Annotated in this window: 24 protein-coding genes; 11 read left to right on the top strand and 13 right to left on the bottom strand. The window is 69.9% G+C overall.

Annotated elements, in window-relative coordinates:
* Positions 1 to 17 precede the first annotated feature (17 nt).
* Entirely contained in the window at positions 18 to 980 is a 963-nt protein-coding gene (locus tag ACF1AJ_RS14625) for a PrsW family intramembrane metalloprotease (RefSeq protein ID WP_391507992.1), read from the top strand.
* Here the strand turns inward: ACF1AJ_RS14625 and ACF1AJ_RS14630 are convergent.
* A complete protein-coding gene (locus ACF1AJ_RS14630; protein ID WP_391507993.1) occupies positions 952 to 1,926 on the bottom strand; it encodes an NAD(P)/FAD-dependent oxidoreductase in 975 nt (324 codons plus the stop codon). The two genes, ACF1AJ_RS14625 and ACF1AJ_RS14630, sit on opposite strands and share 29 nt — an antisense overlap.
* Before the next feature lie 65 nt (positions 1,927 to 1,991).
* On the opposite strand from ACF1AJ_RS14630, the gene ACF1AJ_RS14635 reads away from it, so the two are divergent.
* Positions 1,992 to 2,570, top strand: coding sequence for a helix-turn-helix domain-containing protein (locus tag ACF1AJ_RS14635; protein WP_391507994.1), 579 nt, complete (start codon positions 1,992 to 1,994; stop codon positions 2,568 to 2,570).
* Positions 2,571 to 2,599: 29 nt separating this feature from the next.
* On the opposite strand, the gene rimK is transcribed toward ACF1AJ_RS14635, so the two are convergent.
* The gene (gene rimK, locus ACF1AJ_RS14640) at positions 2,600 to 3,826 is read right to left on the bottom strand and encodes a 30S ribosomal protein S6--L-glutamate ligase (protein WP_018192648.1); all 1,227 of its coding nucleotides are present in this window, start codon (positions 3,824 to 3,826) and stop codon (positions 2,600 to 2,602) included.
* A gap of 26 nt (positions 3,827 to 3,852) precedes the next feature.
* Between rimK and ACF1AJ_RS14645 the strand changes: the two genes are divergently transcribed.
* A complete protein-coding gene (locus ACF1AJ_RS14645; protein WP_391507995.1) occupies positions 3,853 to 4,329 on the top strand; it encodes an ATP-dependent zinc protease in 477 nt (158 codons plus the stop codon).
* Positions 4,330 to 4,623: 294 nt separating this feature from the next.
* On the opposite strand, the gene ACF1AJ_RS14650 is transcribed toward ACF1AJ_RS14645, so the two are convergent.
* Positions 4,624 to 5,502, bottom strand: a complete 879-nt coding sequence (locus ACF1AJ_RS14650; protein WP_391507996.1) for a hypothetical protein — start codon at positions 5,500 to 5,502, stop codon at positions 4,624 to 4,626.
* A 31-nt stretch (positions 5,503 to 5,533) separates the two neighbouring features.
* Here ACF1AJ_RS14650 and ACF1AJ_RS14655 point away from each other — a divergent pair, with 31 nt between their 5' ends.
* The 3 genes from ACF1AJ_RS14655 (at position 5,534) to ACF1AJ_RS14665 (ending at position 8,176) form a co-directional block, all read left to right on the top strand.
* Positions 5,534 to 6,421, top strand: coding sequence for a DNA-methyltransferase (locus ACF1AJ_RS14655; RefSeq protein ID WP_391507997.1), 888 nt, complete (start codon positions 5,534 to 5,536; stop codon positions 6,419 to 6,421).
* A gap of 68 nt (positions 6,422 to 6,489) precedes the next feature.
* Positions 6,490 to 7,314, top strand: coding sequence for a phosphatase PAP2 family protein (locus ACF1AJ_RS14660; protein ID WP_391507998.1), 825 nt, complete (start codon positions 6,490 to 6,492; stop codon positions 7,312 to 7,314).
* A 121-nt stretch (positions 7,315 to 7,435) separates the two neighbouring features.
* Entirely contained in the window at positions 7,436 to 8,176 is a 741-nt protein-coding gene (locus ACF1AJ_RS14665) for a DUF4190 domain-containing protein (RefSeq protein ID WP_391507999.1), read from the top strand.
* A gap of 4 nt (positions 8,177 to 8,180) precedes the next feature.
* On the opposite strand, the gene ACF1AJ_RS14670 is transcribed toward ACF1AJ_RS14665, so the two are convergent.
* The 3 genes from ACF1AJ_RS14670 to ACF1AJ_RS14680 all read right to left on the bottom strand — a co-directional run bounded on the left by ACF1AJ_RS14670 (position 8,181) and on the right by ACF1AJ_RS14680 (position 10,888).
* Complete coding sequence (locus ACF1AJ_RS14670) at positions 8,181 to 9,065, bottom strand: alpha/beta fold hydrolase (protein WP_391508000.1); 885 nt, start codon at positions 9,063 to 9,065, stop codon at positions 8,181 to 8,183.
* Between the two features lie 12 nt (positions 9,066 to 9,077).
* Positions 9,078 to 9,470 (bottom strand): SRPBCC family protein, encoded by a 393-nt coding sequence (locus ACF1AJ_RS14675; RefSeq protein WP_391508001.1) that lies wholly within the window; start codon positions 9,468 to 9,470, stop codon positions 9,078 to 9,080.
* A 143-nt stretch (positions 9,471 to 9,613) separates the two neighbouring features.
* On the bottom strand, positions 9,614 to 10,888 hold the full coding sequence (locus tag ACF1AJ_RS14680; RefSeq protein ID WP_391508002.1) for a hypothetical protein: 1,275 nt from the start codon (positions 10,886 to 10,888) through the stop codon (positions 9,614 to 9,616).
* Between the two features lie 45 nt (positions 10,889 to 10,933).
* Here ACF1AJ_RS14680 and ACF1AJ_RS14685 point away from each other — a divergent pair, with 45 nt between their 5' ends.
* The gene (locus tag ACF1AJ_RS14685; protein ID WP_391508003.1) at positions 10,934 to 11,488 is read left to right on the top strand and encodes a CGNR zinc finger domain-containing protein; all 555 of its coding nucleotides are present in this window, start codon (positions 10,934 to 10,936) and stop codon (positions 11,486 to 11,488) included.
* Here ACF1AJ_RS14685 and ACF1AJ_RS14690 read toward each other — a convergent pair.
* The 6 genes from ACF1AJ_RS14690 to ACF1AJ_RS14715 form a co-directional block, all read right to left on the bottom strand.
* A complete protein-coding gene (locus ACF1AJ_RS14690; RefSeq protein WP_391508004.1) occupies positions 11,476 to 12,498 on the bottom strand; it encodes a LacI family DNA-binding transcriptional regulator in 1,023 nt (340 codons plus the stop codon). The two genes, ACF1AJ_RS14685 and ACF1AJ_RS14690, sit on opposite strands and share 13 nt — an antisense overlap.
* A 27-nt stretch (positions 12,499 to 12,525) precedes the next feature.
* Positions 12,526 to 13,977, bottom strand: coding sequence for a GH1 family beta-glucosidase (locus tag ACF1AJ_RS14695; protein ID WP_391508005.1), 1,452 nt, complete (start codon positions 13,975 to 13,977; stop codon positions 12,526 to 12,528).
* Positions 13,978 to 13,979: 2 nt separating this feature from the next.
* Positions 13,980 to 14,882, bottom strand: a complete 903-nt coding sequence (locus tag ACF1AJ_RS14700) for a carbohydrate ABC transporter permease (RefSeq protein ID WP_391508006.1) — start codon at positions 14,880 to 14,882, stop codon at positions 13,980 to 13,982.
* Entirely contained in the window at positions 14,879 to 15,961 is a 1,083-nt protein-coding gene (locus ACF1AJ_RS14705; protein ID WP_391508007.1) for a carbohydrate ABC transporter permease, read from the bottom strand. Before ACF1AJ_RS14705 ends, ACF1AJ_RS14700 begins: the two co-directional genes overlap by 4 nt.
* A gap of 68 nt (positions 15,962 to 16,029) precedes the next feature.
* Entirely contained in the window at positions 16,030 to 17,352 is a 1,323-nt protein-coding gene (locus ACF1AJ_RS14710) for an ABC transporter substrate-binding protein (RefSeq protein ID WP_391508008.1), read from the bottom strand.
* 328 nt (positions 17,353 to 17,680) lie between these two features.
* Entirely contained in the window at positions 17,681 to 19,747 is a 2,067-nt protein-coding gene (locus ACF1AJ_RS14715) for an MDR family MFS transporter (RefSeq protein WP_391508009.1), read from the bottom strand.
* A gap of 318 nt (positions 19,748 to 20,065) precedes the next feature.
* Here ACF1AJ_RS14715 and ACF1AJ_RS14720 point away from each other — a divergent pair, with 318 nt between their 5' ends.
* Together ACF1AJ_RS14720 and ACF1AJ_RS14725 are read left to right on the top strand one after the other, a co-directional pair.
* Entirely contained in the window at positions 20,066 to 20,965 is a 900-nt protein-coding gene (locus ACF1AJ_RS14720) for a DUF1287 domain-containing protein (protein ID WP_391508010.1), read from the top strand.
* Positions 20,966 to 21,025: 60 nt separating this feature from the next.
* A complete protein-coding gene (locus ACF1AJ_RS14725; RefSeq protein ID WP_391508011.1) occupies positions 21,026 to 21,853 on the top strand; it encodes a D-alanyl-D-alanine carboxypeptidase family protein in 828 nt (275 codons plus the stop codon).
* 18 nt (positions 21,854 to 21,871) lie between these two features.
* On the opposite strand, the gene pgm is transcribed toward ACF1AJ_RS14725, so the two are convergent.
* The gene (gene pgm / locus ACF1AJ_RS14730) at positions 21,872 to 23,491 is read right to left on the bottom strand and encodes a phosphoglucomutase (alpha-D-glucose-1,6-bisphosphate-dependent) (RefSeq protein WP_391508012.1); all 1,620 of its coding nucleotides are present in this window, start codon (positions 23,489 to 23,491) and stop codon (positions 21,872 to 21,874) included.
* 57 nt (positions 23,492 to 23,548) lie between these two features.
* On the opposite strand from pgm, the gene pheA reads away from it, so the two are divergent.
* Both pheA and ACF1AJ_RS14740 read left to right on the top strand, forming a co-directional pair.
* Complete coding sequence (gene pheA / locus ACF1AJ_RS14735; RefSeq protein WP_391508013.1) at positions 23,549 to 24,550, top strand: prephenate dehydratase; 1,002 nt, start codon at positions 23,549 to 23,551, stop codon at positions 24,548 to 24,550.
* A gap of 30 nt (positions 24,551 to 24,580) precedes the next feature.
* On the top strand, positions 24,581 to 25,204 hold the full coding sequence (locus tag ACF1AJ_RS14740) for a hypothetical protein (protein WP_391508014.1): 624 nt from the start codon (positions 24,581 to 24,583) through the stop codon (positions 25,202 to 25,204).

Raw genomic sequence — 25,204 nt, forward strand, 5'->3', positions numbered from 1 at the left:
GAGCGAAGGGGAGTCGGATGACAGCACAGACATGGACGGAACGGCCGGAAGCAGCGCCGCACCCGCATCACCATCACGGTTGGTGGTGGAAGACGCTCCTCACCGGCCTGGCGCTGTGGATCCTGACCATCGTCGTGACGATCGTCACGGGCAACACCAACCTCATCCCGACGCTGATCCTGCTCGGGAGCTTCCTCGTCCCGTTCTGCGTCGTCCTCTTCGCCATCGAACGCGTGAGCGGCAGTGTGAGCTCGCTGCAACTGGTCCTCGCCTTCTTCATCGGCGGGATCTTCGGTGTCCTCGGCGCCTCCTTGCTCGAGGTGAACCTGCACCAGAGCTACTGGCTGTACCTGTTGGTGGGTCTCATCGAGGAGCTGGTGAAGGGCATCCTGCTGGTCATCATCGGCTGGCGCGTCGTGCCGAAGACGGCCACGCAGGGCGCCCTGCTCGGGGCGACGGTAGGAGCGGGATTCGCCGCCTTCGAGTCGGCCGGATACGCCTTCAACGCGGCGATCACGGCTCGCGGAATCGACCTCGTCTCGCTGCTCCAGACCGAGGTGCTGCGCGCGATCCTCGCGCCGGTCGGCCATGTCCTGTGGACGGCCGTGCTCGGCGCCGTGCTGTTCGGCGCGGCACGGGGCCGCGATCGCTTCCGCTTCTCGATCTGGATCGTGGTGACCTACGTCGGGGTGGCCATCCTGCACGGGCTGTGGGATTCCGCGAGCGACCTGGCTGCCGTCATCGCGCTGCTCGCGAACGGCCGCGCGGTCGAGGAGCTCACCTCGGCCGGCGGCCTCACGGCGCAGACCGCGTCGGCCGTGACCGCGCTGGCGGGCATCCTCTACATCGTCGTGCTGATCGTCGTCGCCGCCGGCGGCATCCTGACGCTCTGGCTCGTGCTGCGGCACTACCGCCGCGCCGAGCGGCCGCGGGCGGTCGAGCAGCCGGCCGTCAGCGGCTCGCAGCAGCCGACCGTCTGAGCGCCACCGCGCGGTCGGCGTCCTCCAGCGCGAGTTCCGCGTTGATCTGGGCGCCGGCCAGCGCGCCGGCGGCTGCGGCTGCGCCGACCTGCGCCTTGGCGTCGGCGACGTTGCCCGCCGCCCAGACCCCGGGCACACCTGTTCGACCGAACTCGTCCGCCTCGATGCTGGTGCCCATCCCGCCCGGCAGGTCGACGCTGCGGAGACCCAGGGACTGGAGGCCCTGTGTGCGGGCCTCCATGCGCGAGCCGACGGCGAGCACCTCCCGTGCGACCAGCGTGCCGTCGTCCAACCGGACGCCGGTGATGCGTTCGTCCGCCGTCTCGACGGCGGCGATACGCCCCTCGACGACTGGGACGCCCAGCGCCTCGAATCGCGTCCGCGCGGCCTCGTCGGGCTCGTGACCGTTCGCGAGGTACACGACGTCGTCCGAGAGCTGCCGGAACAGCAGCGCCTGATGGACCGATCCCTCCCCGGTCGCGACGATGCCGATCGGCCGGTCGCGGACCTCCCAGCCGTGGCAGTACGGGCAGTGCACGAGGTCGCGGCCCCAGCGCTCGGCGAGGCCCGGGATGTCGGGGAGTACATCCCGCAGGCCGGTCGCGACCAGCAGTCGGCGTGCCCCGACGGTGCGTCCGTCGCCGAGGGTCACGACGAATCCGTCGCCCGAGCGCACCGCATCCGTCACCTCGCTGTCGAGGATGCGTCCGCCATAGCGCCGGACCTCCTCGCGCCCGATCCGCAGCAGCTCCGACGGCGGCACCCCCTCGCGCCCGAGAAGCCCGTGGACGCCTTCCGCCGGAGCGTTGCGCGGCGATCCCGAGTCGATCACGAGCACCTTCCGCCGCGAGCGCGCCAGCATGAGTGCGCCGTTGAGTCCCGCCGCACCGCCGCCGATCACCACGGCGTCCACCGCCTCGTCCTGCTGTTCCCACTGGTCCGTCATGCAGCCAGTGTCGGTGCCGGAATGCAGGATGGCAATTCTTCTTGCCGAAGTGGCAAACTGGGCGGATGGACACCGAAGACGCCATCGCCGCTGCTGGAGCCCGGTTGCGCCGTCTGCGCAACGACCGCGGCCTGACCCTCGCCGAGGTCGAGGAGACGACCGGCATCTCCGCCAGCACACTCAGCCGCCTGGAGTCCGGCCGCCGCCGGGCGACCCTGGAGCTGCTGCTGCCGCTGGCGCGCGTCTACGGCACGACCCTCGACGAGTTGGTCCACGCGCCCTCCACCGACCCGCGCGTGCGGGCCCAGCCGATTCGCCGCGACGGCATGACGATGCTTCCCCTCTCGCGGCATGCCGCCGGGCTGCAGGCGTACAAGATCGTCATTCCGCCCGGGGCGCGTTCGGTTCCGCGGCAGCGGACCCACGAGGGGTACGAATGGCTCTACGTGCTCAGCGGCCGCCTGCGCCTGAAGCTCGGCGACGACGAGGTCGTCCTGGAGCCCGGGGAAGCGGCCGAGTTCGACACCCGGGTGCCGCACTGGTTCGGGACGGAGACGGGAGGCGCGGTCGAACTGCTCTCACTGTTCGGTGCGCAGGGGGAGCGGGCGCATGTCCGTGCCCGCACGACAGCGGTGGCGGGATAGGAGGGGCGCGATAGCGGGGGCGCCCCCGCTCACTCCGTCGCGGCGACGGGCGCGGTCTCGCTCTCGGTCAGCGCCTCCTGCGCCTCCTTCGGCAGCTTGCGCACCTTGGCCCGGCGCTTGCGGCGGTCCGGGATCATCGACCGCATCTCCTCCAGCCGTCCGAAGCAGAGCAGCCGGTCGCCCGCCTCCAGCACGACGCCGCTGCGCGGGTTCGGGATGACGGACGCGCCCCGATGCAGGGTGAGCACCGAGATGTCGCGGTCGCCGAGACCGGAGTCGCGGAGGGTCTTGCCGACGAGGTCCGCGTTGGTGTGCACGAGCAGTTCGGCGACGCCGTAGCCGGTCGAGACGGTGAGGCGCTGACGGACGTCGATCTCGGGGAACGCCACCTGGTTGTCGATGAAGTCGATGATGGCGCCGGCCACGTCCAGCCCGGTCGCCCGCTCGATGCCCTCGAGCCCCGGTGAGGAGTTGACCTCCATGACCAGCGGGCCGTCCTTGCCCTCCAGCATGTCGACGCCGGCGACGCGGAGTCCCATGATCTGGGCCGACCGCACCGCCGCCTCCTCGAACTCGGGAGTCAGTGCGACCTTCTCGACGGTGCCGCCGCGGTGCACGTTGGAGCGGAACTCGTCGCCGCTCGCCACGCGCCGCATCGCGGCCACCACCCGGTCCCCGACGACGAGCGCCCGGATGTCGCGCCCGCGGCTCTCGGCGATGAAGCTCTGGATGAGCACGTTCTGCTTCGTGGAGTGGAGCGTCTCGATGATCGACTCCGCGATCTTCGCCTCCGGGGCCAGGATGACGCCGATGCCCTGGGTTCCCTCGAGCAGCTTGATCACGACCGGCGCACCGCCGACGCGCTCGATCGCCATGCGCACGTCCGCGCGGCTGTTCACGAACGCCGTGCGCGGCATCCCGATGTTGTGGCGCGAGAGGATCTGCGTCGCCCGCAGCTTGTCCCGCGAGTTGGTGATGCCGTTCGCGGTGTTCGGCGTGTACACATCCATCTGCTCGAATTGCCGCACGACCGCGGTGCCGTAGTAGGTGATCGAGTTGCCGATGCGCGGCAGGATCGCGTCGTAGTCGGACAGCAGCCGGCCGCGGTACTGCAGGTCCGGCTCGTCGCCGGAGAGGTCGATCGCGAACCGGAGCGTGTTGAGCACCTTGACCGTATGACCGCGGTTCTCGGCCGCCGAACGCAGCCGCTGCGTCGAATACGCGTGCGGGGCGCGCGAGAGGATGGCGAGTTTCACGGGAGGGCTCCTGCAAAGATGGGGGAATGGCCGACCTCCATCCAACCACCGACACGGTCGGCTGGCGTGAGTGGGTGAGCCTTCCCGGCCTCGGCGTGCCGTGGATCAAGGTGAAGGTCGACACCGGGGCCCGCAGCTCGTCCCTGCACGCCTTCGACATCGAGGAGCTGCCGGGCGACCGGGTGCGGTTCCGGGTGCAGCCGTGGCAGGACTCCGACCGGGATGCGGTCACCGCCGAGTGCGCGGTGCACGACCGCCGCGTAGTGCGCAGTTCGTCCGGTCACACGGAGGAGCGGATCGTCGTGCTGCTCGAGCTGGTGCTGGGCGGTCGCCCGGTGACCGCGGAGACGACGCTGACCAACCGGGACCAGATGGGCTTCCGGATGCTGGTCGGCCGCGAGGCGCTCCGCCAGGGCTTCATGGTCGACCCGGCGCGCTCCTTCCTCGGCGGGCGGGCGCCGCGCGAGATCCGCCGCCGCAACCGCGGCCGCGAGCTCGCCTGACTGGTCCCTCCCGCCTCGCCGCTTCTCCTCCCTTTCCGCGCGCTGGCGCAAACGGAGGAGTTTCCGGCCGTTCCGGCCGACTGCCCCTCCGTTTACGGCCGAATCGCCCATCCCATCCCCGCTTCTCCTCCGTTTCCGCGCCCAGATCGCTGCGGTCGCAGGGCGTGCGAAACGGAGGAGATGGACGCTCGACGCGCCGCGAAAGTGCGGGAACGGAGGACATCCGCACCGGGAACTCGGCTCGTCTCCTCCGTTCGCGAAGCCGGAGGGGAGGCGGACGGCGAGGCGCGGCGCTCAGTCCAGACCGAGTTCGCGCCTCCAGTGGGCCAGGAACTCGGCTCCCGCGTCGTCGTGGATGGCGTCGCCGATCGTGATCACCTGGTACGGCCGCTCGAGCACGCCGTCGGCGGGCCGCACGTCCACATGGGCGACCTCGTAGCCCGCGTCGTGCACGAAGTCCGCCATCTTGTAGTCGCTGCGCGAGTCGCCAACCGATCGCCAGCGGCGGGGGAGCGGTCCGCGCGCCGCGAAGTAGTCGAAGGCGCGCTGCGCGCCACGGTCCTTGTCGAGCAGCACCGACTCGATGTCGGTCGAGATGATCGTCGGGTCGATCCGGTACGGCACGGCGCCCTCGGCGTCGGGCGCCTCCCGGTCGCCGTAGCGCAGGCCGACCCCGAGGCCGGTCAGCGCGTCGAAGGCGGCGTCCTGGAAGCGCGACTGGGCCTCGGCGTAGGTCTCCGCATCCACGTCGGTACGCTGCTCGACCGAGATCATCGCGCGCTTGGTCTCGTCGAAGAACATGGTGTCGGCGAAGCGGTCGCGCACCAGCCGGCGGACCGCGTCGACGGCTTCGGGAGTGAAGGCGACCGTCTCGTCCACGGTGACCTCGCCCATCCCCTCGCCCGTGATCGGCGCCCACGCGCCGCCCTTCTCGAACACGCCGAACATTCGCGCGCCGTGCTGATCGAGCGCCTCGCCGAGACCTGCATCGCACAGCGGATTCACCACCTGGTTGCGAATGAAATCGCCCGACCGTCCGGTGATGAACGCGATCGGAACGCCCGCGGCGGCCATCGCGACGAGGTCGGTGACGATGCTGCGGATGGCGATGGTGCGGGTGACGGGACTCGCGATGGGCCCGTCGACGTCGAAGAGGAGGCCGAGGTTGTGCACAGTCCATTCTCTCCGCTGCGAGAATGGTCGCATGTCGCAGCCCGCTCCCGCAGCCGAACCGCTGTGGCATCCGGATGCGCCCAGCACGGTCGTGCAGGGCGACAACCTGGAGGTGCTGGCGGCTCTGCCGGACGCGTCCTTCCGCCTGATCTACCTCGACCCTCCCTTCAACACCGGGCGGCCGCAGGCGCGCCAGACGCTCACGTCGGTGCGCTCCGAGGGCGGCGTCGGCAGCGTGATCGGCTTCAAAGGGCGCAGCTACGAGCGCATCAAGGGCGACCTGCTCAGCTACGACGACCGCTTCGAGGACTACTGGGGCTTCCTGGAGCCGCGCCTGATCGAGGCCTGGCGGGTGCTGGCCGACGACGGGACGCTGTACCTCCACCTCGACTACCGCGAGTCGCACTACGCCAAGGTGCTGCTGGATGCGCTGTTCGGCCGGGAGTCGTTCCTCAACGAGATCATCTGGGCCTACGACTACGGTGCGAAGCCGAAGAACCGGTGGCCGGCCAAGCACGACACGATCCTCGTCTACGTGAAGAACCCGTCCGCGTACCATTTCGACAATGCCGCGGTCGAGCGCGAGCCGTACATGGCGCCGGGGCTCGTCACCCCGGAGAAGGCGCAGCTCGGCAAGCTGCCGACGGACGTCTGGTGGCACACCATCGTGTCGCCGACGGGTCGCGAGAAGACGGGATACCCGACACAGAAGCCGGAGGGCGTGCTTCGTCGCATCGTCCAGGCGTCCAGTCGCGAGGGGGACTGGGTGCTCGACTTCTTCGCCGGGAGCGGCACCACCGGCGCGGTCGCCTCGGCGCTCGGGCGGCGCTTCGTACTGGTGGACAGCAATCCGGCCGCCGTCGCGGTCATGCGCGATCGGCTGGCCGCGTGCGAACCCGGCGTTCGCTTCGTCGACTGAGCGGATCCCCGCGATCTTCGGCGTTCGTCCGGAAATCTCAGAGTCGTGTGTGGAAGGGTGGATGCACTATGCGATCGAGCCTCCGCGCCCTCCCCTTCCTCTGGGGTGCGCTCGTCTCCGCGGGCTCGTTCGTCGCCGTCTACCTGGTGTTCGTGCAGAGCTACATCGGCCAGGTCATCGATGAGCGCGCCTTCGCCGGAGCCGACGCCTGGAAGGGCGACGTGATCGAGTTCGCGCACACATTCCTCAACGCGCTGCCGGTCGCATCGGTGGTGATCGGGGCGATCGTGGCCATCGTGATCGTGCTGATCCGGCGCAACTGGCTGGTGTTCGCGGTGGCGGTCGGAGCGGCCATCGGCGCGAACGTCAGCACGCAGGTGCTGAAGTACACCATCCTGTCCCGGCCCGAGAAGGGCGTGGATGTCGGGCTCTCCAACTCGCTTCCCTCCGGTCACACGGCGGTCGCCGCCTCTGCTGCGCTTGTCGTGTTCCTGGTGGCGTCACCGCGCCTCCGCCCGGTCGCCGCGGTCGTCGGCTCGATCTTCGCGATCGCGGCCGGCGCATCCACCCTGGTCGAGCAGTGGCACCGGCCCAGCGACGTCGTGGCCGGAATGCTCGTCGTCGCGTTCTGGGGCTGCCTCGCCGGGATCGTGCTGGCGTGGCTGCACCTGCCGGGCGCCGAACCGCCGGTGCGGAGCAAGCTGTGGCCGCTGGTGTGGATCGGGGCGGTCTGCGCCGCCGGCTCGGTCATCGCGCTTCTCGTCACGTACTTCTCGGCGCAGTCGGGCACGGAGCACCTGTTCATCGCCTACGCGGGCGGCGTCGCCGCGATCGTGGCGACCGGGTTCGTGCTGGCCGCGCTGGGCAACCGCCTGTACCGCCGCCTGGCCTGACGCTCGGGCGGTTGTCGCGCGCCGCGTCATATTGCCGACATTCGGTGCGTCTGCACGGGTGGGCGGTGATTTCGCGCCGCCCCACGACGCCCGGCGCGCAGACCGTGCCCAGGAAGGCCCCATGAACGACGAGACCCCCACCCCCGCGGAGACGGACGCCCGACCCGCCGCTCCCATCGAACCCGCCGCGTCGGTCACACCCGGTGATTCGGCCCCGCCCATCCCGCCCGGCCTTCCTGCGCACGCGCGTCCGCAGAAGACCAACGTCCTGGCGATCATCGCCCTGATCGCAGGCTTCCTCGTTCCTCTCGCCGCCTTCATCTGCGGAGGCATCGCTCTTTCCCAGATCAAGCGGTCGGGCGACAAAGGACGCGGTCTGGCCTGGTCCGGCATCATCGTCGGCGCGGTCATGAGCGTGCTCACCATCGTGGTGTCGATCCTGATCGTCGTCGCTACCGCGGCCGCCGTGCAGAGCGCCGTCGACACGGCATCGCAGAAGGGATCCGTGTCCGCGTTCCAGAAGCCGGGGTGCCAGGAGATCGGCGAACTCGTCGTCGACATCAGCGAGCAGATGGGCGGGATCGCCCAGGCGACGGGTGCTGAGCGCATCGAGGCGATCTCCGAGATGCAGGAACTCTCCGCTGAGGCGCATGCGCTCGCCGTGACGATCGACGACCCCGAGGTCGCTGACGCTGCGGAGAACGCCGTGACGGCGCTCGACGATGTCGTCGCGACCCTCGAGGCCGCGTCCACGGATGCGCCGGCCGACCCGGGGAGCGCGTACGACACGATCGCCAGGGTCAAGGAGCAACTCACGGCGCTCTCAGCCGCGATGACGGAGCTGGAGACGGCCTGCCGTTAGCGGATCAGGGCGTCGCGGAGCCGTCGACGCGCTCGCCGAAGAACCCGGCCAGCGCGTCGACGAGCTCCGCAGGCGCCTCCTCCGCGACGTGGTGGCCCGAGTCGATCCCGTGCCCGCGGACGTCGGCGGCCCAGCTGTTCCAGATCGCGAGCGGGTCGCCGAAGAGCTGCTCCAGGTCGTCGCGAAGTGACCAGAGCACGAGCAGCGGCATCGTCAGCTGTCGCCCGGCGGCGCGGTCCGCCTCCTCGTCGGCCCGGTCGACGGTGAGTCCAGCGCGGTAGTCCTCCAGCATCGCGCGTACGACCTCCGGGCGGTGGATGGCCTCCCGTCGTTCGGCGAAGTTCTCGAGCCCCATCGCCTCCGGATCGCCGTGGTACCAGGCGTCCGGGTCGGCGCTGATGACGCGCTCGGGAGTGTCCGGCTGGGCGAAGAAGAACCAGTGGTACCACTGGGTGGCGAACTCCGGCGTGATGCGGTCGAGGTGCTCGACGATGGGAAGGCAGTCGAGCAGGGCGACACGGCGGACGGCTTCGGGATGGTCCATCGCCAGCCGGAACGCCGCGTAGCTGCCGCGGTCGTGGCCGACCAGGTCGAAACGGTCGTGGCCGAGTCGGCGCATCAGCTCGCGGACATCCTCGGCCATCGCCCGCTTCGACGCCTGCGCGTGATCGGGCTTCGGCGCGGGCGCGGTCGAGCGGCCGTAGCCGCGCAGATCCGGCACGACGACGGTACGGCCGTGCTCCACGAGCAGCGGCGCCACCCGATGCCAGGTGGAGCCTGTGCGAGGGTGGCCGTGCAGCAGCACGATCGGCGGTCCGTCGCCGCCGATCCGGACGTGGATGCGCGCCTCGCCGACATCGACGTCGGCGAACTCGAACCCGTCGAACATCGCGCCGGTCGGTCAGGCCTTCTCGCGCAGGTTCTGCGCGATCTTCGCGAGCGATCCGTCCAGCGCCTGCTGCATCCCGTCGAAGTCGTGCGTGGTGTGGATGGTGAGCTCGACGCCGTCGTCGGTCAGGCGGAGCGAGCCGTGATAGTCGTGCGGCCCGGGAGCCGACCAGCGCACCTCGCGGGCGGCGCGATCCACGTCGAAGTTCGCCTCGGAGGTGACGGTCTCATCCGTGCCGTCCTGGTCGGCGTCGACGTGCGCCGTCGTCTCGACTTTGCCGTCGGGCAGCTCGTGCGCCTCGGTCACGCGCGGGAAGTAGGCGGGCAGGTTCTCCGGGTCGGAGACGTAGTCGAAGTACTCGTCGGCGTCGCCTTCGAGCGCTCGCTTCGCAGTGTATGTAGGCATGTCGCGACCGTACGCTCGCCCCGCCCCCTCCGCACCCCCTTGTCCGTCCCTGCCCCTCCGCCCCTCCGCCCGCCGTCGAGTCCGCAAACTTTGCACGCGCCGCACCGCAGAAGTGTGCAAAGTCTGCGGACTCGACGGTGGGGTCAGGGGGCGAGGGAGGTACGGGACGAGCGGGACGAGCGGGACGAGCGGGACGAGCGGGCGGCGCGGGAGGGACGGGACGCGACGGCGGCGTCGAGCGCGACGGCGGCGAGGGTGAGGGCGCACACGCCTGCGGCGCAGAGGATGAGCACTCCGGCACCGAACGGAGCGATCAGCCCGGCGGCGGCCACCCCGACCGCGGTCCCGGCCACTTTCACCCCGGCGACGGTCGCGAAGACGCGTGCGGCCGCCCCGGGCGGCGAGTACTCCGTCCGGGCGGCGAGGGTCGCGGCGAACAGGGCGGAGCTTGCGGCACCGACGAGGGCGAATGCCGCACCGGCGATCACCGTCGCGGCGGAAGGCGCGAGCAGCGCCGCCAACGGCAGGAGCAGCGCGAGACTCGCGACCGCGACCCCGATGCGCACCAGACGTTCCGGCGACCCGGACAACGGCCGCGCGATGAGCAGCAGCGCCGCCCCCAGACCGCCGGCGCCATACAGTGCCATGAGCAGTGCTGTCGAAGCCGGCGATGCACCCCGGCTCGCCGCCAGGGCGGCGGCGATGACCGGTGCCGCAGCGAGCGCCGTCGCCGAGCCCACTGTGGCGACGGTGGTGCGCCGAAGGGGCGCGGACGCGAGCAGCACTCGCAGAATGCCGCCACCCGCGTCGCGCGCGGCCGCCTGGCGAGAGCGCGGGAGCCAGAGCACCGGCACCGCGGCGATCACCAGCAGTCCTGCGGTCGCTGCCAGCGCTCCGCCGGCAGAAAGCATGACGGCGCCGGCGGCGATGGCGGCCGGGCCGACGGTCCCGGCGACGCCGTAGGTGAGCGCGTCGAGTGCCTGCCCACGCCGCTGGGTGACACTTCCGGCGTCCGCCGCCGGCTCATCCGACGTCGACACCGTCGCCAGGATGGGCGCCAGCCGACTGCTCAACCCTCCCGTCACGAGCGGCCCCGCGCATCCCGCCGCCGCCAGCGCGGCCGCCGCGCCGATGACGCTCACCGGCAGTATCACCGCCGCGACGACGAGGAACGCCGCGTACCAGACGAACGCGGCCGCGAGCACCGGCCCCGGCCGCTCGCGCGCATCCAGCAGTCGTCCGGCGAGCGGCCCGATGAGGTGCGGGATGGTGAGCGCGGCGGCCAGCAGACCTCCCGCGGCGGGTCCGGCGGCGGCCGTGCCGGCGAGCACCGCCGCGACGACGGCCCCCGCGTCCGCCGACCGGGCCGTCACCGCCGAGGTGACGTAGGCGACCACGCCGACTCTCCGCTCGCTCATGCGCCACACGTTGCCCCCACTCGCGTCACCTGTCAAGATAGTGACGTGACTTTCGAGTTCGTTGCGGGCAACCTCGCCCTCGACTTCGTGGCGACCGTCGCCGAACGCCGGACGACGGCGGTCGAACGCGTCCCCACCCCTGAGGCGCTCGCCCGCTGGTTCGCGGATGCGGGACTGGTGGATGCGCCTCCGCTCGTCGACGACGCGGGCCACCGCGACGCACTCCGTCTGCGCGAGACGATCTGGCAGCTGCTCACCGCGGACCCGGCCGAGCCGCTCGACGCGGACGCCGTGCGGCGGCTCCAGCGCCACGCCGCTGCGCCCGTGCCGGTGCCTGTCCTCGCGACAGACCGCACCGTCACCACGACGGGCGACCTCAGCGGCTGCCTCGCCACGGTCGCGCGGGCCGCCGTCGACGCGTTCCGCCCCGAGAACGCCCGGCACCTCAAGTGGTGCGAGGGCACGGACTGCACGCGGCCGTTCCTGGACGCGTCGCGCGCCTCCAATCGCCGCTGGTGCGGGATGGCCGGATGCGGCGACCGCGCGAAGGCCGCCGCCTACCGCGCCCGCAAGCGAAGCGCGGGGCGTCAGGTGCTCTGACGCACCACCAGCTCGGTCGGCAGCAACGTCACGCGATCGACGTGCTCGCCCGCGAGGCGCCGCACGAGCACGCGCGCCATGGTCTCGCCCAGCCCGATGGACGGCTGGTGCACCGTCGTCAGCGGCGGCGTCGACATCAGGCCGAAGCTGTCGTCGTCGTACCCGACCACCGCGATGTCGCCCGGGATGCTGAGCCCCGCCTCATGGATCGCCGAGTACGCTCCGGCCGCCATCTGGTCGTTCGCCGCGAAGAGCCCGTCGATCGGACGGCCCTCCGCCAGCAGCCGTCGCATCGCCTCGGAGCCCGACGCGGGCGAGAAATCGCCGTATGCGATGCGGGTGGCGTCGAGCCCGGCCGCATCCATCGCCCGCTTCCAGCCCGTGTAGCGGTCGAGTCCGGCCGGCATGTCCTGCGGTCCGGTGATGAGGGCGATGTTGCGGCGCCCGCGGTCGATCAGGTGCTGGGTGGCGACCTGAGCGCCCGCGACGTTGTCCACATCCACGTAATACGAGAGGTGCTCGGTCTCACTGACCGGGCGTCCGCCGAAGACGAGCGGGAGGGATGCGCCCAGCTGCGCATAGGAGTGGTCGCCCGAGTGGTGCGAGACCACGAGCGCTCCGTCGACGTTGCCGCCCATCAGGTAGCGCCGGGTCTTGTCGGGGGTGGTCTCCGACGAGATCACCATGTTGAGCGTGTACTCCGTGTCGGCGAGGCTGAGCGCGACGCCCTGGACGATGGATGCGAAGAACGGGTCGGCGAAGACCTTGGCCGTCGACTCCGGCACGACGAGGGCGACGACCTGCGTGCGCCGCGACGCCAGCGAGCGCGCGGCACGGTTGGGCACGTAGTTGAGGTCGGCGATGGCCCGCTCCACCGCGGCGACGACCTCGGCCGTCACCTTCGGCGATCCGTTCACGACCCGCGACACGGTCGCGCGCGACACCCCGGCGCGCGCGGCCACCGCCTCCAGGGTCGGCACCGCCCCGCCCGTGATCTGCTCGGTCGTCATCGGGTCTCCTCGTCGCTCGCGTCCATGCTAGACGCGCGACGCGGCGACCTCCTCCGCGACGCCCTCCGCGCGTGCTGCCGCGATGACCTCGGCGAACGCCCACCCCGAGCCCTTGACCGTGCGCTCCTGCGTCTCGTAGTCCACGCGGACGATCCCGAACCGCTTGGCGTAGCCCCACGCCCATTCGAAGTTGTCGAGCAGCGACCAGACGAAGTACCCGCGCACGTCGGCTCCCTCGTCGATGGCGCGGCCGACCGCGTCGATGTGGGCGAGGATGTACGCCGCGCGCTCGCTGTCGTGCACGCGGCCGTCGCCGGACACGACGTCCTCGTACGCGGCGCCGTTCTCTGTGATGTACAGCGGCGGCAGGGTGGGATAGTCGCGGGTGAGGCGCACCAGCAGGGCGCGCAGCCCGTCGGGGTTGACCTCCCATCCCATCGCGGTCGTGGGCAGGTGCCGCGACGGGAAGGTCACGTGCTCGCTGCCGACGAACGGTGACGAGGTCGGCCGCGGCGTGGGTACAACCGGCGCGGGCTCGTCCGTGCCGAGGGGATGCCCGCTCACGTTGTCGTCGTGATAGTGGTTCACGCCGAGGAAGTCGAGCGGCTGCGCGATCGCGGCGAGGTCGCCGTCGTGGACGAGCTCCTCGAACCGGTACTCGCGCACGTCCTCCAGCACGTCGGCCGGGTAGGCGCCGAGCAGCAGCGGCTCGAGGTACATCCGGTTCCAGAGGCCGTCGATCCGGCGGGCAGCCTCCCGATCCATCGGGTCGGCGGGATCGTTCGGCACGGCGGTCGTCAGATTGAGGGTGATGCCGAGCTTCAGCTCATCGCCCTTCCCGCGCTCCGCGGCTCGCGACCGGATCGCGGCGGCGGCGAGCCCGTGGGCGAGGTGCTGGTGGTGCAGCGCGGCGAGTCCGGCGCGCGGCTCCTGTCGCCCGGGGGCGTGCTCGCCGCCTGCATAGCCGATCAGGGAGGAGCACAGCGGCTCGTTGAAGGTCGTCCAGTGGTCGACGCGGTCGCCGAGGGCGTCGTACACGGCGATCGCGTAGTCGCGGAACCGGTACGCGGTGTCGCGGTCCGCCCACCCGCCCTTCTCCTCGAGCGCCTGCGGGAGGTCCCAGTGGTACAGGGTGAGCCACGGCAAGATGCCGGCGCCGAGCAGCTCGTCGACCAGCCGGTCGTAGAACGCGAGCCCGGCAGGGTTGACGGTCCGGTCGCCCGGCTTCACCCGCGCCCACGACGTCGAGAACCGGTACGACTGCAGCCCGAGGGAGGCCATGAGCGCCACGTCTTCCGGCATGCGGTGGTAGTGGTCGACCGCCACCTCGGGGGTGTCGCCGCCGGCGATCGCCTGCGGTACCCGGGCGAAGGCATCCCAGATGGAGTCCTCCTTGCCGTCCTCGTGGGCGGCGCCCTCGATCTGCGCTGCGGCGGTGGCCGACCCCCAGAGGAAGCCGTCGGGCCAGGTGCGGTTCATTCTCAACCTTTCACCGCACCCGCCATGATGCCGGAGACCAGCTGCCGGCCGGCGAGCACGAAGAGGATCAGCAGGGGGATGGTGGCGAGCACGGCTCCGGCGAGCACGATCGAGTAGTCGACGTACTTCGCCGACTGGAGCTGACTCAGCGCCACCTGCAGTGTCGGGTTCTGCGGTGCGACGAGCAGCGGCCAGAGGTAGTCCGTCCACGCGGTCATGAAGGTGAAGAGGCCGAGGATCGCCATCGCCGGTCGCGCGGCGGGGACGCCGACGTGCCAGAACGTGCGGATCATACTCGCGCCATCGACGCGGGCCGCCTCGATGAGTTCTTCGGGGATCACATCGACCAGGTACTGCCGCATGAAGAACACGCCGAACGCCGTGACCAGGGTCGGCACGATGACCGCGCCGAGGGTGCCCGTCCAGCCGAACTGCTTCATGACCATGAACAGCGGGATGATGCCGAGCTGTGTCGGCACCGCCAGCGTCCCGACGACGAAGACCATCAGGCCCTCCCGCCCGCGGAAGCGCAGCTTGGCGAACGCGTAGCCGGCCAGCGTCGAGAATCCGACGACCGAGACGGTGATGACCGACGCGACGATGATCGAGTTGCCGAGCGCCAGCCAGAACGGCACGGTGTTCAGCACTTCTCCGACGTTGGTCCAGAACTGCCCGCCGGGCAGCAGGGGCGGCCAGGTCGACGTGAGCACAGTGCTGTCGCTGGAGCCGGCGACGAACGACCACCACAACGGGTAGGCGCCGCCGATGAACAGGGCGAGCAGGATGCCGTAGGTGAGGAATCCGGGCCGGCGGTCGATGCCGAGGGCCTTGCGCTTGGGGGCCCGTCCGGGTCGGGTCCCGGCGACGGGGCGGGGCGCGCGGGTCTCGCGTGTTGTGGCGGTCACAGGTTCTTCTCCTCGCTCGCTGCGGCCAGGATGCGCGAGGCCTGCAGTCGTTTCGCGGTCCGTTTCTTGCTGAGCCGGCTCTCGGTCGAGGCGATGCGGCGCGAGATCAGGAAGTTGAGCACGCCGAACACGACGATCAGGAGGAACAGCAGCCACGCGATGGCGGAGGCCTTTCCGAAGTTCTGGCGGTTGAAGGCCATGTCCCAGAGGTAGAGCACGGTGGTCTGGTATTGCCGCTGCGGGCCTCCGGGCACCGCACTCGACGGGTTGAACAGCTTCGGCTCGGTGAAGATCTGCAGTCCGCCGATGGTGGCCGTGATGATGACGAAGATCATCGTGGGGCGGATGCTCGGCAGCGTGATCGAGAAGAATCGACGGAACGATCCGGCCCCGTCGAGCGCGGCCGACTCGTGGATGTCGCGGGGGACCGCCTGCATGGCGGCCAGCAGGATGAGCGCGTTGTAGCCCGTCCAGCGCCAGTTCACCATGGAGGCGATGGCGACGTGCGACGGGAAGGTCTGGGTCTTCCACATCACCGGGTCGAGTCCGACGGCCTGCAGCATGTTGTTGATGAGGCCGTACTTCTCGTCGAACGCGCTCGAGAAGATCAGTGTCACCGCGACCGGGGTGACGACGTAGGGGAGCAGCACGCTCATCCGCCAGAAGGTCTTGGCGCGGATGTTCTGGTCGAGGATCGCGGCGATGAACACGGCGGCGACCAGCTGCGGGATGGCGGAGAGCAGGAAGATGCTGATCGTGTTGAACAGCGAGTTCCAGAAGAACGGGTCGCTGAGTTCCGCCGCGTAGTTCTTGAAGCCGACCCACTCGCCGGGGCCCGTGAGCAGGTTCCAGTTGTTGAGCGAGACGACGAACGTGTAGACGAGAGGGAACAGCCCGACGAGTCCGAAGAGGATGAAGAAGGGCGCGATGTAGAAGTAGGGCGACGCCTTGACGTCGAAGCGGTTGAGGCGCTGTCGGAAGCTGAGGTCGGCGCGCGGTGCGCGGCCGCGCCGCGGAGTCGCGGCGGGGGCGGCGGCGCCTGCGGCGTCGTCCCGGGCGGTGGGTGCGGTGGTGGTCATGGCGGTTCTCCCCGTGGAGCGGGCCCCCGCCGCTGTTGCGACGGCGGGGGCCCTTGTGCGGTTTCGGGTTACTTGTTGACGACCAGCTGGTTGAGCAGCTTCATGGCGTTGCTCCACGCCTGGTCGCCGTTCGCCTTCTTGGAGTCGAGCTCCTGGACGGACGGCCCGAAGACCTGCGACTGGATGACGGAGTCGTCCGGCCCCTTGAACTGGGCGACGACGCCCTTGGCACGCTCGCCGAGGATCTGACCGATGGGCGCGTTGTTGAAGAACTTCGTCAGGTCGTTCTCACCGGTGACACCCGCGTCGGTCTGGGCAGCGGTCACCGACGGGAAGGTGCCGGCAGCCTGGAAGGTCTGCACCTGCGACTTGGCGGTGGTCAGCCAGGCAGCGAGGGCCGCGGCCTCCTTCGGGTGCTTCGACTGCTTCGGGACGGTCAGGAACGATCCGCCCCAGTTGGCCGCGCCGCCGGGGAACACGTTGGCGAAGTCCCACCCGCTGGTGGCATCCCCGCCGCCGGCCTTGACCTGGCCCTGCACGACGCCGAGCATCCAGCCCGGGCAGACGAACGTGGCGAAGGAGCCGTCGGTGAAGGCCTTCCCCTTACCCCAGTCCCACTGTGTCTGATTGGACGAGAGGCCGGCAGCAGCGCCTGCGGCGAGCTTCGACCACAGCGCCTTGAGGTCGCTGTTGTCTTCGATGTTGAGCTTGCCGTCCTTGGTGTAGTAGCCCTCCTCCTGCTGGTTCACCATGGCGTTCCAGATGAAGCCGGACTGGTCGTACCAGGGCTTGCCGGTGGCGGCGTGGTACTGCTCGCCGACCTTGAAGAAGTCGTCCCAGGTGGCGTTCTCGCCCCCGAACAGCTTGGCGACGGACTCGCGGTCGCTGGGCAGGCCGGCCGCGGCGAAGAGCTTGCCGTTGTAGCAGAGGCCCTCCGGCCCGATGTCGGTGCCGTAGCCGATGATGCGGCCGCTCTTGTCGGTGGCCTGCTTCAGCTTCCAGTCGACCCAGCGGTCCTTGATGTCGTTCGCGCCGTAGTCCTTCAGGTCGTTGAACTGGTCGGAGACCTGCATGACCTTGCTCAGCCAGCCCTCTTCGACGGCCTGGACGTCGGGGAGGCCGCTGCCTGCCGCCTGCTTCGTCTGCCAGTCGGTGAGCGCATTGTCACCGGTGTCGATGTTGGTGGCCTTGATCTTGACGTTCGGGTGCTCCTTCTCGTACTGCGAGTAGAGCTTGTCGAAGCCCATCGTGCCGAACGTGGTGACGGTCAGCGTGACGGGGTCCGAGCTCGATCCACCGCCGCCGCTCGATGAGCATCCGGCTGCGATGAGGGCGAAGGATGCTGCGCCGGCGACGGCCGCGGCGATCCTGGTGCGTCGTGAAAGCTTCACGGTTCACTCCTTTGTGCGTGTGTCTTGTGTGCGCCTGGTGCGCTTGAGAGCGCTCTCATTGCGAAACCGTGAGAGCGCTCTCACGCGTTGCAGGTGAATCTAGAACGGTTGGCGGCCCCCTGTCAAGCCTTTCGTGGTCGCGCTCTCATCCGCGTCGTTCCGGGACTCTCGGGTTACACGGCACCCTGGCCTTCGCGAGCCGCCGTTGAGTTGACGCAACACGCCGTGCGGCGACCGCTCGCAACGGCGTGTTGCGTCAACCGGGCGGCCGAACGCAAAACGGCCGCCCATCCCCGGAGGGGAGGACGGCCGTTCCGCGAGCGTCGGGCTAGTCGACCGCCGGCCGCGGGCGCTGGGCGCGAGTGGATGCGGTGTCCGCACCCGGCTCGACGAGTGCCCCGAACTCCGAGGCCGCCCGGTTGGCGATCAGGCCGACGTCGTACTGCTCGGCGTCGTCGTCCTCTGCTGCGGAGGCGAGTACGCCCGCCGGGGTGAGCGCCCGATCCTTCTCGGCCTGCGCGTCTGCCGCATCGGCCGCGTCGTCCGCCGCCTCCTGAAGAGCCGACTTCGCGCGCAGCGGCGGGGTCTTGAAGAACAGCGACAGCACGAACGCGATCAGCACCACGATCATCGCGACCCAGTAGACCGTCACCGCCGACGCGTTGAAGGCCACGAGGAACGGCTTCGCAAGGCGCGGATCGGCATCGTTCAGGAACGACGTGTCGTTGACGTCAGCGCTGCTGGAGCCGCTGTTGGTCGTCTTCAGCTTGTCGGCGACCGTCGGCACGACGGCGTCGACGACCTGCTTGCGCTGGTCGGCGTTCGAGAAGTCGATCGGCTCGGCCGGCACCTTCTGCTCGGCGACGGCCTGCGGGACGCCCTGGGCGACCGCCTGCTGGACACCGGCCTGGTGCGCCTGGGCCTGTGCCTGCTTCTCGATCGGGTCGACGATCTTGTTGTAGATCTGGTCCATGATCTGCTTGTTCTCGGGCGCGCTGGCGACCGACGGGGTGAGCGCGGCATCCAGAGCGCTGGTCAGCGTCGGGGTGTCGGTCAGCGCCGTCTTGATGTTCGTCGGGAACACCGTGAACAGCAGCGACAGCAGAACGGCCGTGCCGAGCGTTCCACCGATCTGCCGGAAGAACGTGGATGCGCTGGTCGCGACGCCCATGTCCCGCAGGCCGACCGAGTTCTGGCTGGCGATGGTCAGTGTCTGCATCAGCTGGCCGAGGCCCAGGCCGATCAGCAGCATGGCGCCCGCGATGAACCAGTACGAGTCGTCCGCCTTGATGAAGGTCAGGTAGAAGAATCCGCCGGCGAGCATCGCGGTACCGATGATCGGGAACTGCCGGTAGCGACCGGTGCGCGCGATGATCTGGCCGGAGACGATCGACGAGACCATCAGGCCGAGGATCATCGGCAGCAGCTGCAGCCCCGACTCCGTCGGGGTCGAGCCGAGCACCAGCTGGAGGTACAGCGGCAGGGTCAGCATGGCGCCGAACATCCCGAAGCCCACGAAGACGCCGATGATGGTCGCCATCGAGAAGGTGCTCGAGCGGAACAGCTTGATCGGGATGAGCGCGTCGTCCTTCATCGCGATCTCGATGAGGATGAACGCGATGACGCCGATGACGCCGATCACGTAGCAGGCGATGGAGGCCGGGCTGTCCCAACCCCACGTGCGGCCCTGCTCGGCCACCAGCAGCAGCGGGACGAGCGCGACGATCACGCCGGCCGCACCCCACCAGTCGATGCGGGCGGACCCGCGTTCCCGCTTGGGCAGGTGCAGGAAGCGCAGCACCATCGCCAGTGCGGCGAGGCCGATCGGCACGTTGATGAGGAAGACCCAGCGCCATCCGGTGATCCAGAGGATCTGGTCCGCGCCGGCGAAGAGTCCGCCGATCAGCGGGCCGATGAGGCTGGAGATGCCGAAGACGGCGAGGAAGTAGCCCTGGTACTTCGCCCGCTCCCGCGGAGCGAGCATGTCGCCCATGATCGCGAGCGGCATCGACATGAGGCCACCGGCGCCGAGACCCTGGATGGCACGGAAGGCCGCGAGCTCGACCATCGACGTCGAGAACGACGCGAGGATCGATCCGATGATGAAGATCACGATGGCGATCACGAACAGCGGCCGGCGGCCGAAGATGTCGGAGAGCTTGCCGTAGATCGGGGTGGAGATCGTCGAGACGATCAGGTAGCCGGTGGTGACCCACGCCTGCTCGCTGAGTCCGTGCAGGTCGTCGCCGATGGTGCGGATCGCCGTACCGACGATCGTCTGGTCGAGGGCGGAGAGGAACATGCCGGCCATGAGGCCGAAGATCACGAGAAGGATCTCGCGATGCGACATGATCGGTTTGGGGGCGGCTGTCGCCGCGCTGGTCTGACTGGACATCTGTCTCCGGGTCGAGAGTCGGGTGTGGGGACGCCCGGCACGCGGGACGTCACACCGGTGTGGGGCAAAGAGAATTTTGCGGAGACTGCAAAGTTACACCCCGTGCCACCATGCTCACAACGCAGAGGCGGAGAGCCGCAGCCGTCCGTTCGCCAACGGCGAACGCCGTAACGGCGACGCGTTGCTGCCAGGGCGAACGCACCCGACCGTGTAGCCGAAAACGAACGGAAGTGGCCCCCATCCAGGTCACGCAAATGTAGGGGGCGTACGTTGGAAATGCCGACCCCCGACCATCTCTGAAATCGCCTCGAAAGTTCTATGAGATCTCTCAGCCGTCCCCGCCGCATCTTCGCAGCAGCCGCTGTCGCCGCCTCCGCGGCTCTCGTCTTCACGGCGTGCGCCGGTGAGCCGTCGCCGGTCACGAAGGCCGTCGCCCAGGCCGCCGCCCCGACGCCGTCTCCTGCGGCGACCGTCGTGTCGTCCGTCCAGCCGGCTTCGGGCAGCGTGTCCGGCGGCACCGTGACCCTCACGGGCACGAACCTCGAGAAGGTCGCCGCCGTTCAGGTCGGAGGCCAGCCGGCCACCGTCACCCAGGCGACCGACGACAAGGTCGTCGTCACCGTGCCCGCGGCGGCGAACTTCCAGGCCGGGAGCGTGCCGATCACGGTCACCGACAAGAGCGGCAAGCCCGTGACCACCTCGGCGGGGACCTACGACTATCAGGTGCAGACGCCGGTCGACAAGCAGCTCGCCTATGCGCTCACGTACTGGAAGAACTACAACACGGCCGAGTACGGCGACCTGAACCCGGTCGGCGGCGACTGCGCGAACTTCGTCAGCCAGACCCTCATCGCCCGCGGTTGGCAGATGAACGGCGACTGGTACAACCATGACGCCGCGGCCGACTGGAGCCCGGCGTGGGGATACGTGCCGGCTATGGACAACTACTTCCGCGAGAACGCCGCGAAGCTCGGCCTCACCGAGTACTCGTTCGACCAGCGCGACAAGATCAAGGTCGGCGACATCGTGATGTTCGACTGGAACGACAACAACTCGCTCGACCACGTCCAGATCGTCTCCGCCGTGCAGAACGTGAACGGCCAGATCAAGATCAAGATGGTGGGTCACAACGAGGACAGCGACTACCGCGACCTCGACGAAGCCATCACGGTCGACCACCCGGGTGGTATCGGCCACTTCTGGAGCCTCTCCAAGTAGCGATCGCCATTCCGGCCACATCCGCCGGGCCGCGTCACGCGCGTGAGCTATGCTCATCGCGTGACTCTGGGGGGTGCCCGCGTGCGGCGGGTGGGGATGAGGCGCGCGGCCGTGATCGGCGGCGCACTCGTGGCGATGCTGGTGCTGTCGGGATGCGTCCCGGGCTCGGTCGCAGCCGCCGGCGCGACGCATCGTCCGACGCCCCACCGCTCCGCCCCGTCGCCAAGGCCGCCGCGCCCGACGCCGACTCTTCCGCCGACGCCGACCCCGGTCGCTTTCGACAAGACGGCCCAGTCGACCGACGACCCGGCCAGTCCCTGGGTCGTGGTCAACAAGGCGCGCGGCCTGAACCCGGTGGACTACGCCCCCACCGACCTCATCTATCCGGATGTCCCGAACCTCAACGACCAGCCGATGCGGCAGGAGACCGCCGCCGCCGTCGTCGCCATGTTCCAGGCGGCGAAGTCGGAGGCGGGCCTGAGCCTGTCCATCCAGAGCGCCTATCGCTCCTTCGACTCGCAGACGCGCGTGTACGCCGACGACGTCGCCCGGAACGGCCAGGCCTACGCCGACACGGACACCGCACGCCCCGGGCACAGCGAGCACCAGACGGGCCTGGCCGTCGACATCAGCGCCGTCCCCGCGCACTGCTCCCTCGACGCCTGCTTCGGCGAGACCGAGCAGGGCCGCTGGCTGGCGGCGAACGCCTGGCGCTTCGGATTCATCCTCCGCTACCCGGCCGACAAGGTCGCCATCACGGGCTTCACCTACGAGCCCTGGCACTTCCGCTACGTCGGAGTGCTCCTGTCCACCCAGCTGCACACCACGGGCGTCACCACCCTCGAGGAGTTCTTCGGCCTCCCCGGTGGCGAGACCTACCCGGGCTGAGGCCGAATCGACTCGGCGTCAGGCACCCAGCGCGTCCCCGACGATCCGCTTCGCCTCGTCCTGCACCTCGCGCAGGTCGTCCTCGCCCACGAACGACTCCGCGTAGATCTTGTAGACGTTCTCCGTGCCGGAGGGACGCGCGGCGAACCACGCCGATTCCGTCTGCACCTTCACGCCGCCGAGCGGCGCGTCGTTGCCCGGCGCGTGGCTCAGCTTCGCCGTGATCGGTTTGCCGGCGAGCTCGGTCGCCGTGATCGCGTCGCCGTCGAGCTTCGAGAGCGCGGACTTCTGCTCCGGCGTGGCGGGCGCATCCACCCGCTGGTACACCGGGTCGCCGAACCGCTCGGTCAGCTCGCGGTACAGCTGAGACGGCGACTTGCCCGTCACAGCGCGGATCTCGCTGGCGAGCAGGGCAAGCAGGATGCCGTCCTTGTCGGTCGTCCACGCCGTCCCGTCGAAACGCAGGAAGGAGGCGCCCGCGCTCTCCTCGCCGCCGAACCCGACGGTGCCGTCGATGAGGCCGGGCACGAACCACTTGAAACCGACCGGGACCTCCCACAGCCGGCGGCCCAGCGACTCGGCGACACGGTCGATGATCGACGACGACACGAGGGTCTTGCCCACTGCGGCGTCCTTCCGCCACTCGGTGCGCGTGCGGAATAGGTAGTCGATCGCGACAGCCAGGTAGTGGTTCGGGTTCATCAGGCCGCCGTCGGGCGTCACGATGCCGTGGCGGTCGGCGTCCGCGTCATTGCCGGTGAGGATGTCGAAGTCGGCGCGCCGGGCGACGACCGAGGCCATCGCCGACGGGCTGGACGGGTCCATCCGGATCTTGCCGTCCCAGTCGAGCGTCATGAAGCCCCAGGCCGGGTCGACGTCCGGGTTCACGACGGTCAGGTCGAGGTCGTAGCGTTCGGCGATCGCCTGCCAGTAGTTGACGCTCGCGCCACCCAGCGGATCGGCGCCGATGCGGATGCCGCTGTCGCGGATCGCCTTCACGTCGATGATGTTCTCGAGGTCGTCGACGTAGTGGCCGCGGAAGTCGTAGGTCTCGACGCCCGACGGCTCCGCCATCCGCACCTCGGTCATCCCGTTCGCGATGATCTCGTTGGCGCGCTTCGCGATCCAGCTGGTCGCGTCGGTGTCGGCCGGTCCGCCGTGCGGCGGGTTGTATTTGAAGCCGCCGTCCGACGGCGGGTTGTGGCTCGGGGTGACGACGATGCCGTCGGCCTGGTCGTCATGGCCGCCGCGGTTGTAGCGGATGATGGCGTGCGACAGCGCGGGGGTCGGCACCCAGTCGTCGAACTCGTCGACCAGCACGCGGACCTCGTTGCCGACGAGCACGGCGAGGGCGGTGGTCGTCGCGAACTCGCTCAGCAGGTGGGTGTCCGCACCGAGGAACAGCGGGCCGGTGATGCCCTGGCTGTTGCGATACTCGACGATCGCCTGCGTGGTGGCCGCGATGTGGTTCTCGTTGAACGCCGTGTTCAGCGACGAGCCGCGGTGGCCCGACGTGCCGAACACCACGCGCTGCTCCGGGATGCTCACATCCGGCTTGAGCTCGTAGTACGCGCGCCGCAGGGCGTCGACGTCGATCAGGTCGGAAGGCTGGGCGGGGGTGCCGGCTCGTTCGTCCATGTCACTACTCTTCCACGGCACGGGGGCCACGCCAACGGGCTCGGTAAGCTGAGCGGCATGTCCTCCGCCCCCGACAGCGCCCCCGCGGAGCTGCCCGCCTCCCTCGACGACGTGTACAGCTTCCTCGGCCCGTCGGGCACCTTCACGGAGGCGGCCCTCAAGCAGGTGCCCGAGGCGCGCGGCAAGCAGTGGCGGGCGGTCAACAACCTCGGTGAGGCGCTGGCGGATGTCGTGGAAGGTCGCAGCGTCGCCGCGATGATCGCGATCGAGAACTCGATCGAGGGCGGGGTGTCGGTGGCGCAGGATGCTCTGGCCACGATCCCGGGCCTGCGCATCATCGGCGAGTACCTCGTGCCGGTGAACTTCGTCCTCGTCGCCCGACCGGGCACCACACTCGCCGACGTGCACACCGTGAACGCGCATCCCGTCGCGTACGCGCAGTGCCACCAGTGGCTGGACCGTCGTCTCCCCGACCACGGCCACCTGCCGGCGTCGAGCAACGTCGCCGCGGCCGCCTCGCTCTTCGAGGGCAGCGCGGCGGATGCGGCGGTCGCGCCGCCCGGGATCGTCGACCACCACGACGTGGTCGTCCTCGCCGACAACATCGGCGACAACCCGAACGCCGTCACCCGCTTCGTGCTCGTCAGCACCACGCGCAGCGTGCCGGAGCCGACCGGCGCCGACAAGACCAGCCTCATCGCCGAGCTTCCCGACGACCGTCCCGGCAGCCTCCTCGACCTCCTCGAGCAGTTCTCCACCCGAGGGATCAACCTGAGCCTCATCGAGTCGCGCCCGATCGGCGACGCGCTCGGCCGCTACCGGTTCGTCATCGACGCCGACGGACACATCAAGGACGAGCGCGTCGCCGACGCGCTGCTCGGCCTCCGCCGGTTCAGCCCGTCCGTCATGTTCCTCGGCTCGTACCCGCGAGCCGACGGTCAGAGGGTGGAGTTCGACCAGCGCTATCGCGACGACGTCTTCACCGAGGCGCGCGAGTGGCTCGCCTCCCTGACCGACGAGGACCGGCCGGCAGGCGCGCAGGACGGCGCGTCGGCGTAGGCTGCCGAACAGGACAGCCGGGAGGTCATCATGGTCGCAGACGAGCGTGACGACAGCGGTCGGGCGGACGGCTTCGACCCGCGCTTCGACCCCGCATTCCAGCGCGGCTACCAGCCGCAGCCCGGCGAGCGCGCCCGTACGCGGGTCCGGGCCGACGCACCGGACTCGGCCTACCGCCGGCCGTCGTCGCTGCTGCGGACCCGCGAGGACTCCGTGCCCGCGACGCCCTCCGAACCGCTGACCCCATACGAGGAGGCGGCACTCTCGCTCGACGAGGGCCGCCCGGCACTGCCGGAGCAGCTGGAACCGGGCACATCCGCTCCGCAGACCGTGGTCGTCGCCTCCGCGGGGGCGCTGTCCGGCGTCGAGCTGAACCCGCGGCGCAACCCCTTCCTCCTCGCCCTCTGGCTGATCGGCGGCGGGTTCGTCGTGCTCGGCATCGTGCTCTACGCCGTCTCGGTGACGTCGTCGTACAGCGGCCCGACGCCGAGCACCGACGTCGGTGCGCTGGTGTTCGCCCAGCTCGGGTGGATGCTCGCGGGGCCACTGATCACGGTCGGCCTGCTGACCCTCGTCGCTCTGCTCTTCCTCACCGCACTCTCCGGCCGGCGGATGCGCGATGCGATCCCGGAGGACGACGCCCCGGCGGGATGA

It is taken from the genome of Leifsonia sp. NPDC014704 (assembly GCF_043083605.1).
GTDB lineage: Bacteria > Actinomycetota > Actinomycetes > Actinomycetales > Microbacteriaceae > Leifsonia.

Bases quoted from the DNA above. Each gene is read 5' to 3' on its own strand.
- ACF1AJ_RS14625 (WP_391507992.1), top strand. From the start codon at position 18: ATGACAGCACAGACATGGACGGAACGGCCGGAAGCAGCGCCGCACCCG.
- ACF1AJ_RS14630 (WP_391507993.1), bottom strand. From the start codon at position 1,926: ATGACGGACCAGTGGGAACAGCAGGACGAGGCGGTGGACGCCGTGGTG.
- ACF1AJ_RS14635 (WP_391507994.1), top strand. From the start codon at position 1,992: ATGGACACCGAAGACGCCATCGCCGCTGCTGGAGCCCGGTTGCGCCGT.
- ACF1AJ_RS14645 (WP_391507995.1), top strand. From the start codon at position 3,853: ATGGCCGACCTCCATCCAACCACCGACACGGTCGGCTGGCGTGAGTGG.
- ACF1AJ_RS14655 (WP_391507997.1), top strand. From the start codon at position 5,534: ATGTCGCAGCCCGCTCCCGCAGCCGAACCGCTGTGGCATCCGGATGCG.
- ACF1AJ_RS14660 (WP_391507998.1), top strand. From the start codon at position 6,490: ATGCGATCGAGCCTCCGCGCCCTCCCCTTCCTCTGGGGTGCGCTCGTC.
- ACF1AJ_RS14665 (WP_391507999.1), top strand. From the start codon at position 7,436: ATGAACGACGAGACCCCCACCCCCGCGGAGACGGACGCCCGACCCGCC.
- ACF1AJ_RS14670 (WP_391508000.1), bottom strand. From the start codon at position 9,065: ATGTTCGACGGGTTCGAGTTCGCCGACGTCGATGTCGGCGAGGCGCGC.
- ACF1AJ_RS14675 (WP_391508001.1), bottom strand. From the start codon at position 9,470: ATGCCTACATACACTGCGAAGCGAGCGCTCGAAGGCGACGCCGACGAG.
- ACF1AJ_RS14680 (WP_391508002.1), bottom strand. From the start codon at position 10,888: ATGAGCGAGCGGAGAGTCGGCGTGGTCGCCTACGTCACCTCGGCGGTG.
- ACF1AJ_RS14690 (WP_391508004.1), bottom strand. From the start codon at position 12,498: ATGACGACCGAGCAGATCACGGGCGGGGCGGTGCCGACCCTGGAGGCG.
- ACF1AJ_RS14695 (WP_391508005.1), bottom strand. From the start codon at position 13,977: ATGAACCGCACCTGGCCCGACGGCTTCCTCTGGGGGTCGGCCACCGCC.
- ACF1AJ_RS14705 (WP_391508007.1), bottom strand. From the start codon at position 15,961: ATGACCACCACCGCACCCACCGCCCGGGACGACGCCGCAGGCGCCGCC.
- ACF1AJ_RS14715 (WP_391508009.1), bottom strand. From the start codon at position 19,747: ATGTCCAGTCAGACCAGCGCGGCGACAGCCGCCCCCAAACCGATCATG.
- ACF1AJ_RS14720 (WP_391508010.1), top strand. From the start codon at position 20,066: ATGAGATCTCTCAGCCGTCCCCGCCGCATCTTCGCAGCAGCCGCTGTC.
- pgm (WP_391508012.1), bottom strand. From the start codon at position 23,491: ATGGACGAACGAGCCGGCACCCCCGCCCAGCCTTCCGACCTGATCGAC.
- pheA (WP_391508013.1), top strand. From the start codon at position 23,549: ATGTCCTCCGCCCCCGACAGCGCCCCCGCGGAGCTGCCCGCCTCCCTC.
- ACF1AJ_RS14740 (WP_391508014.1), top strand. From the start codon at position 24,581: ATGGTCGCAGACGAGCGTGACGACAGCGGTCGGGCGGACGGCTTCGAC.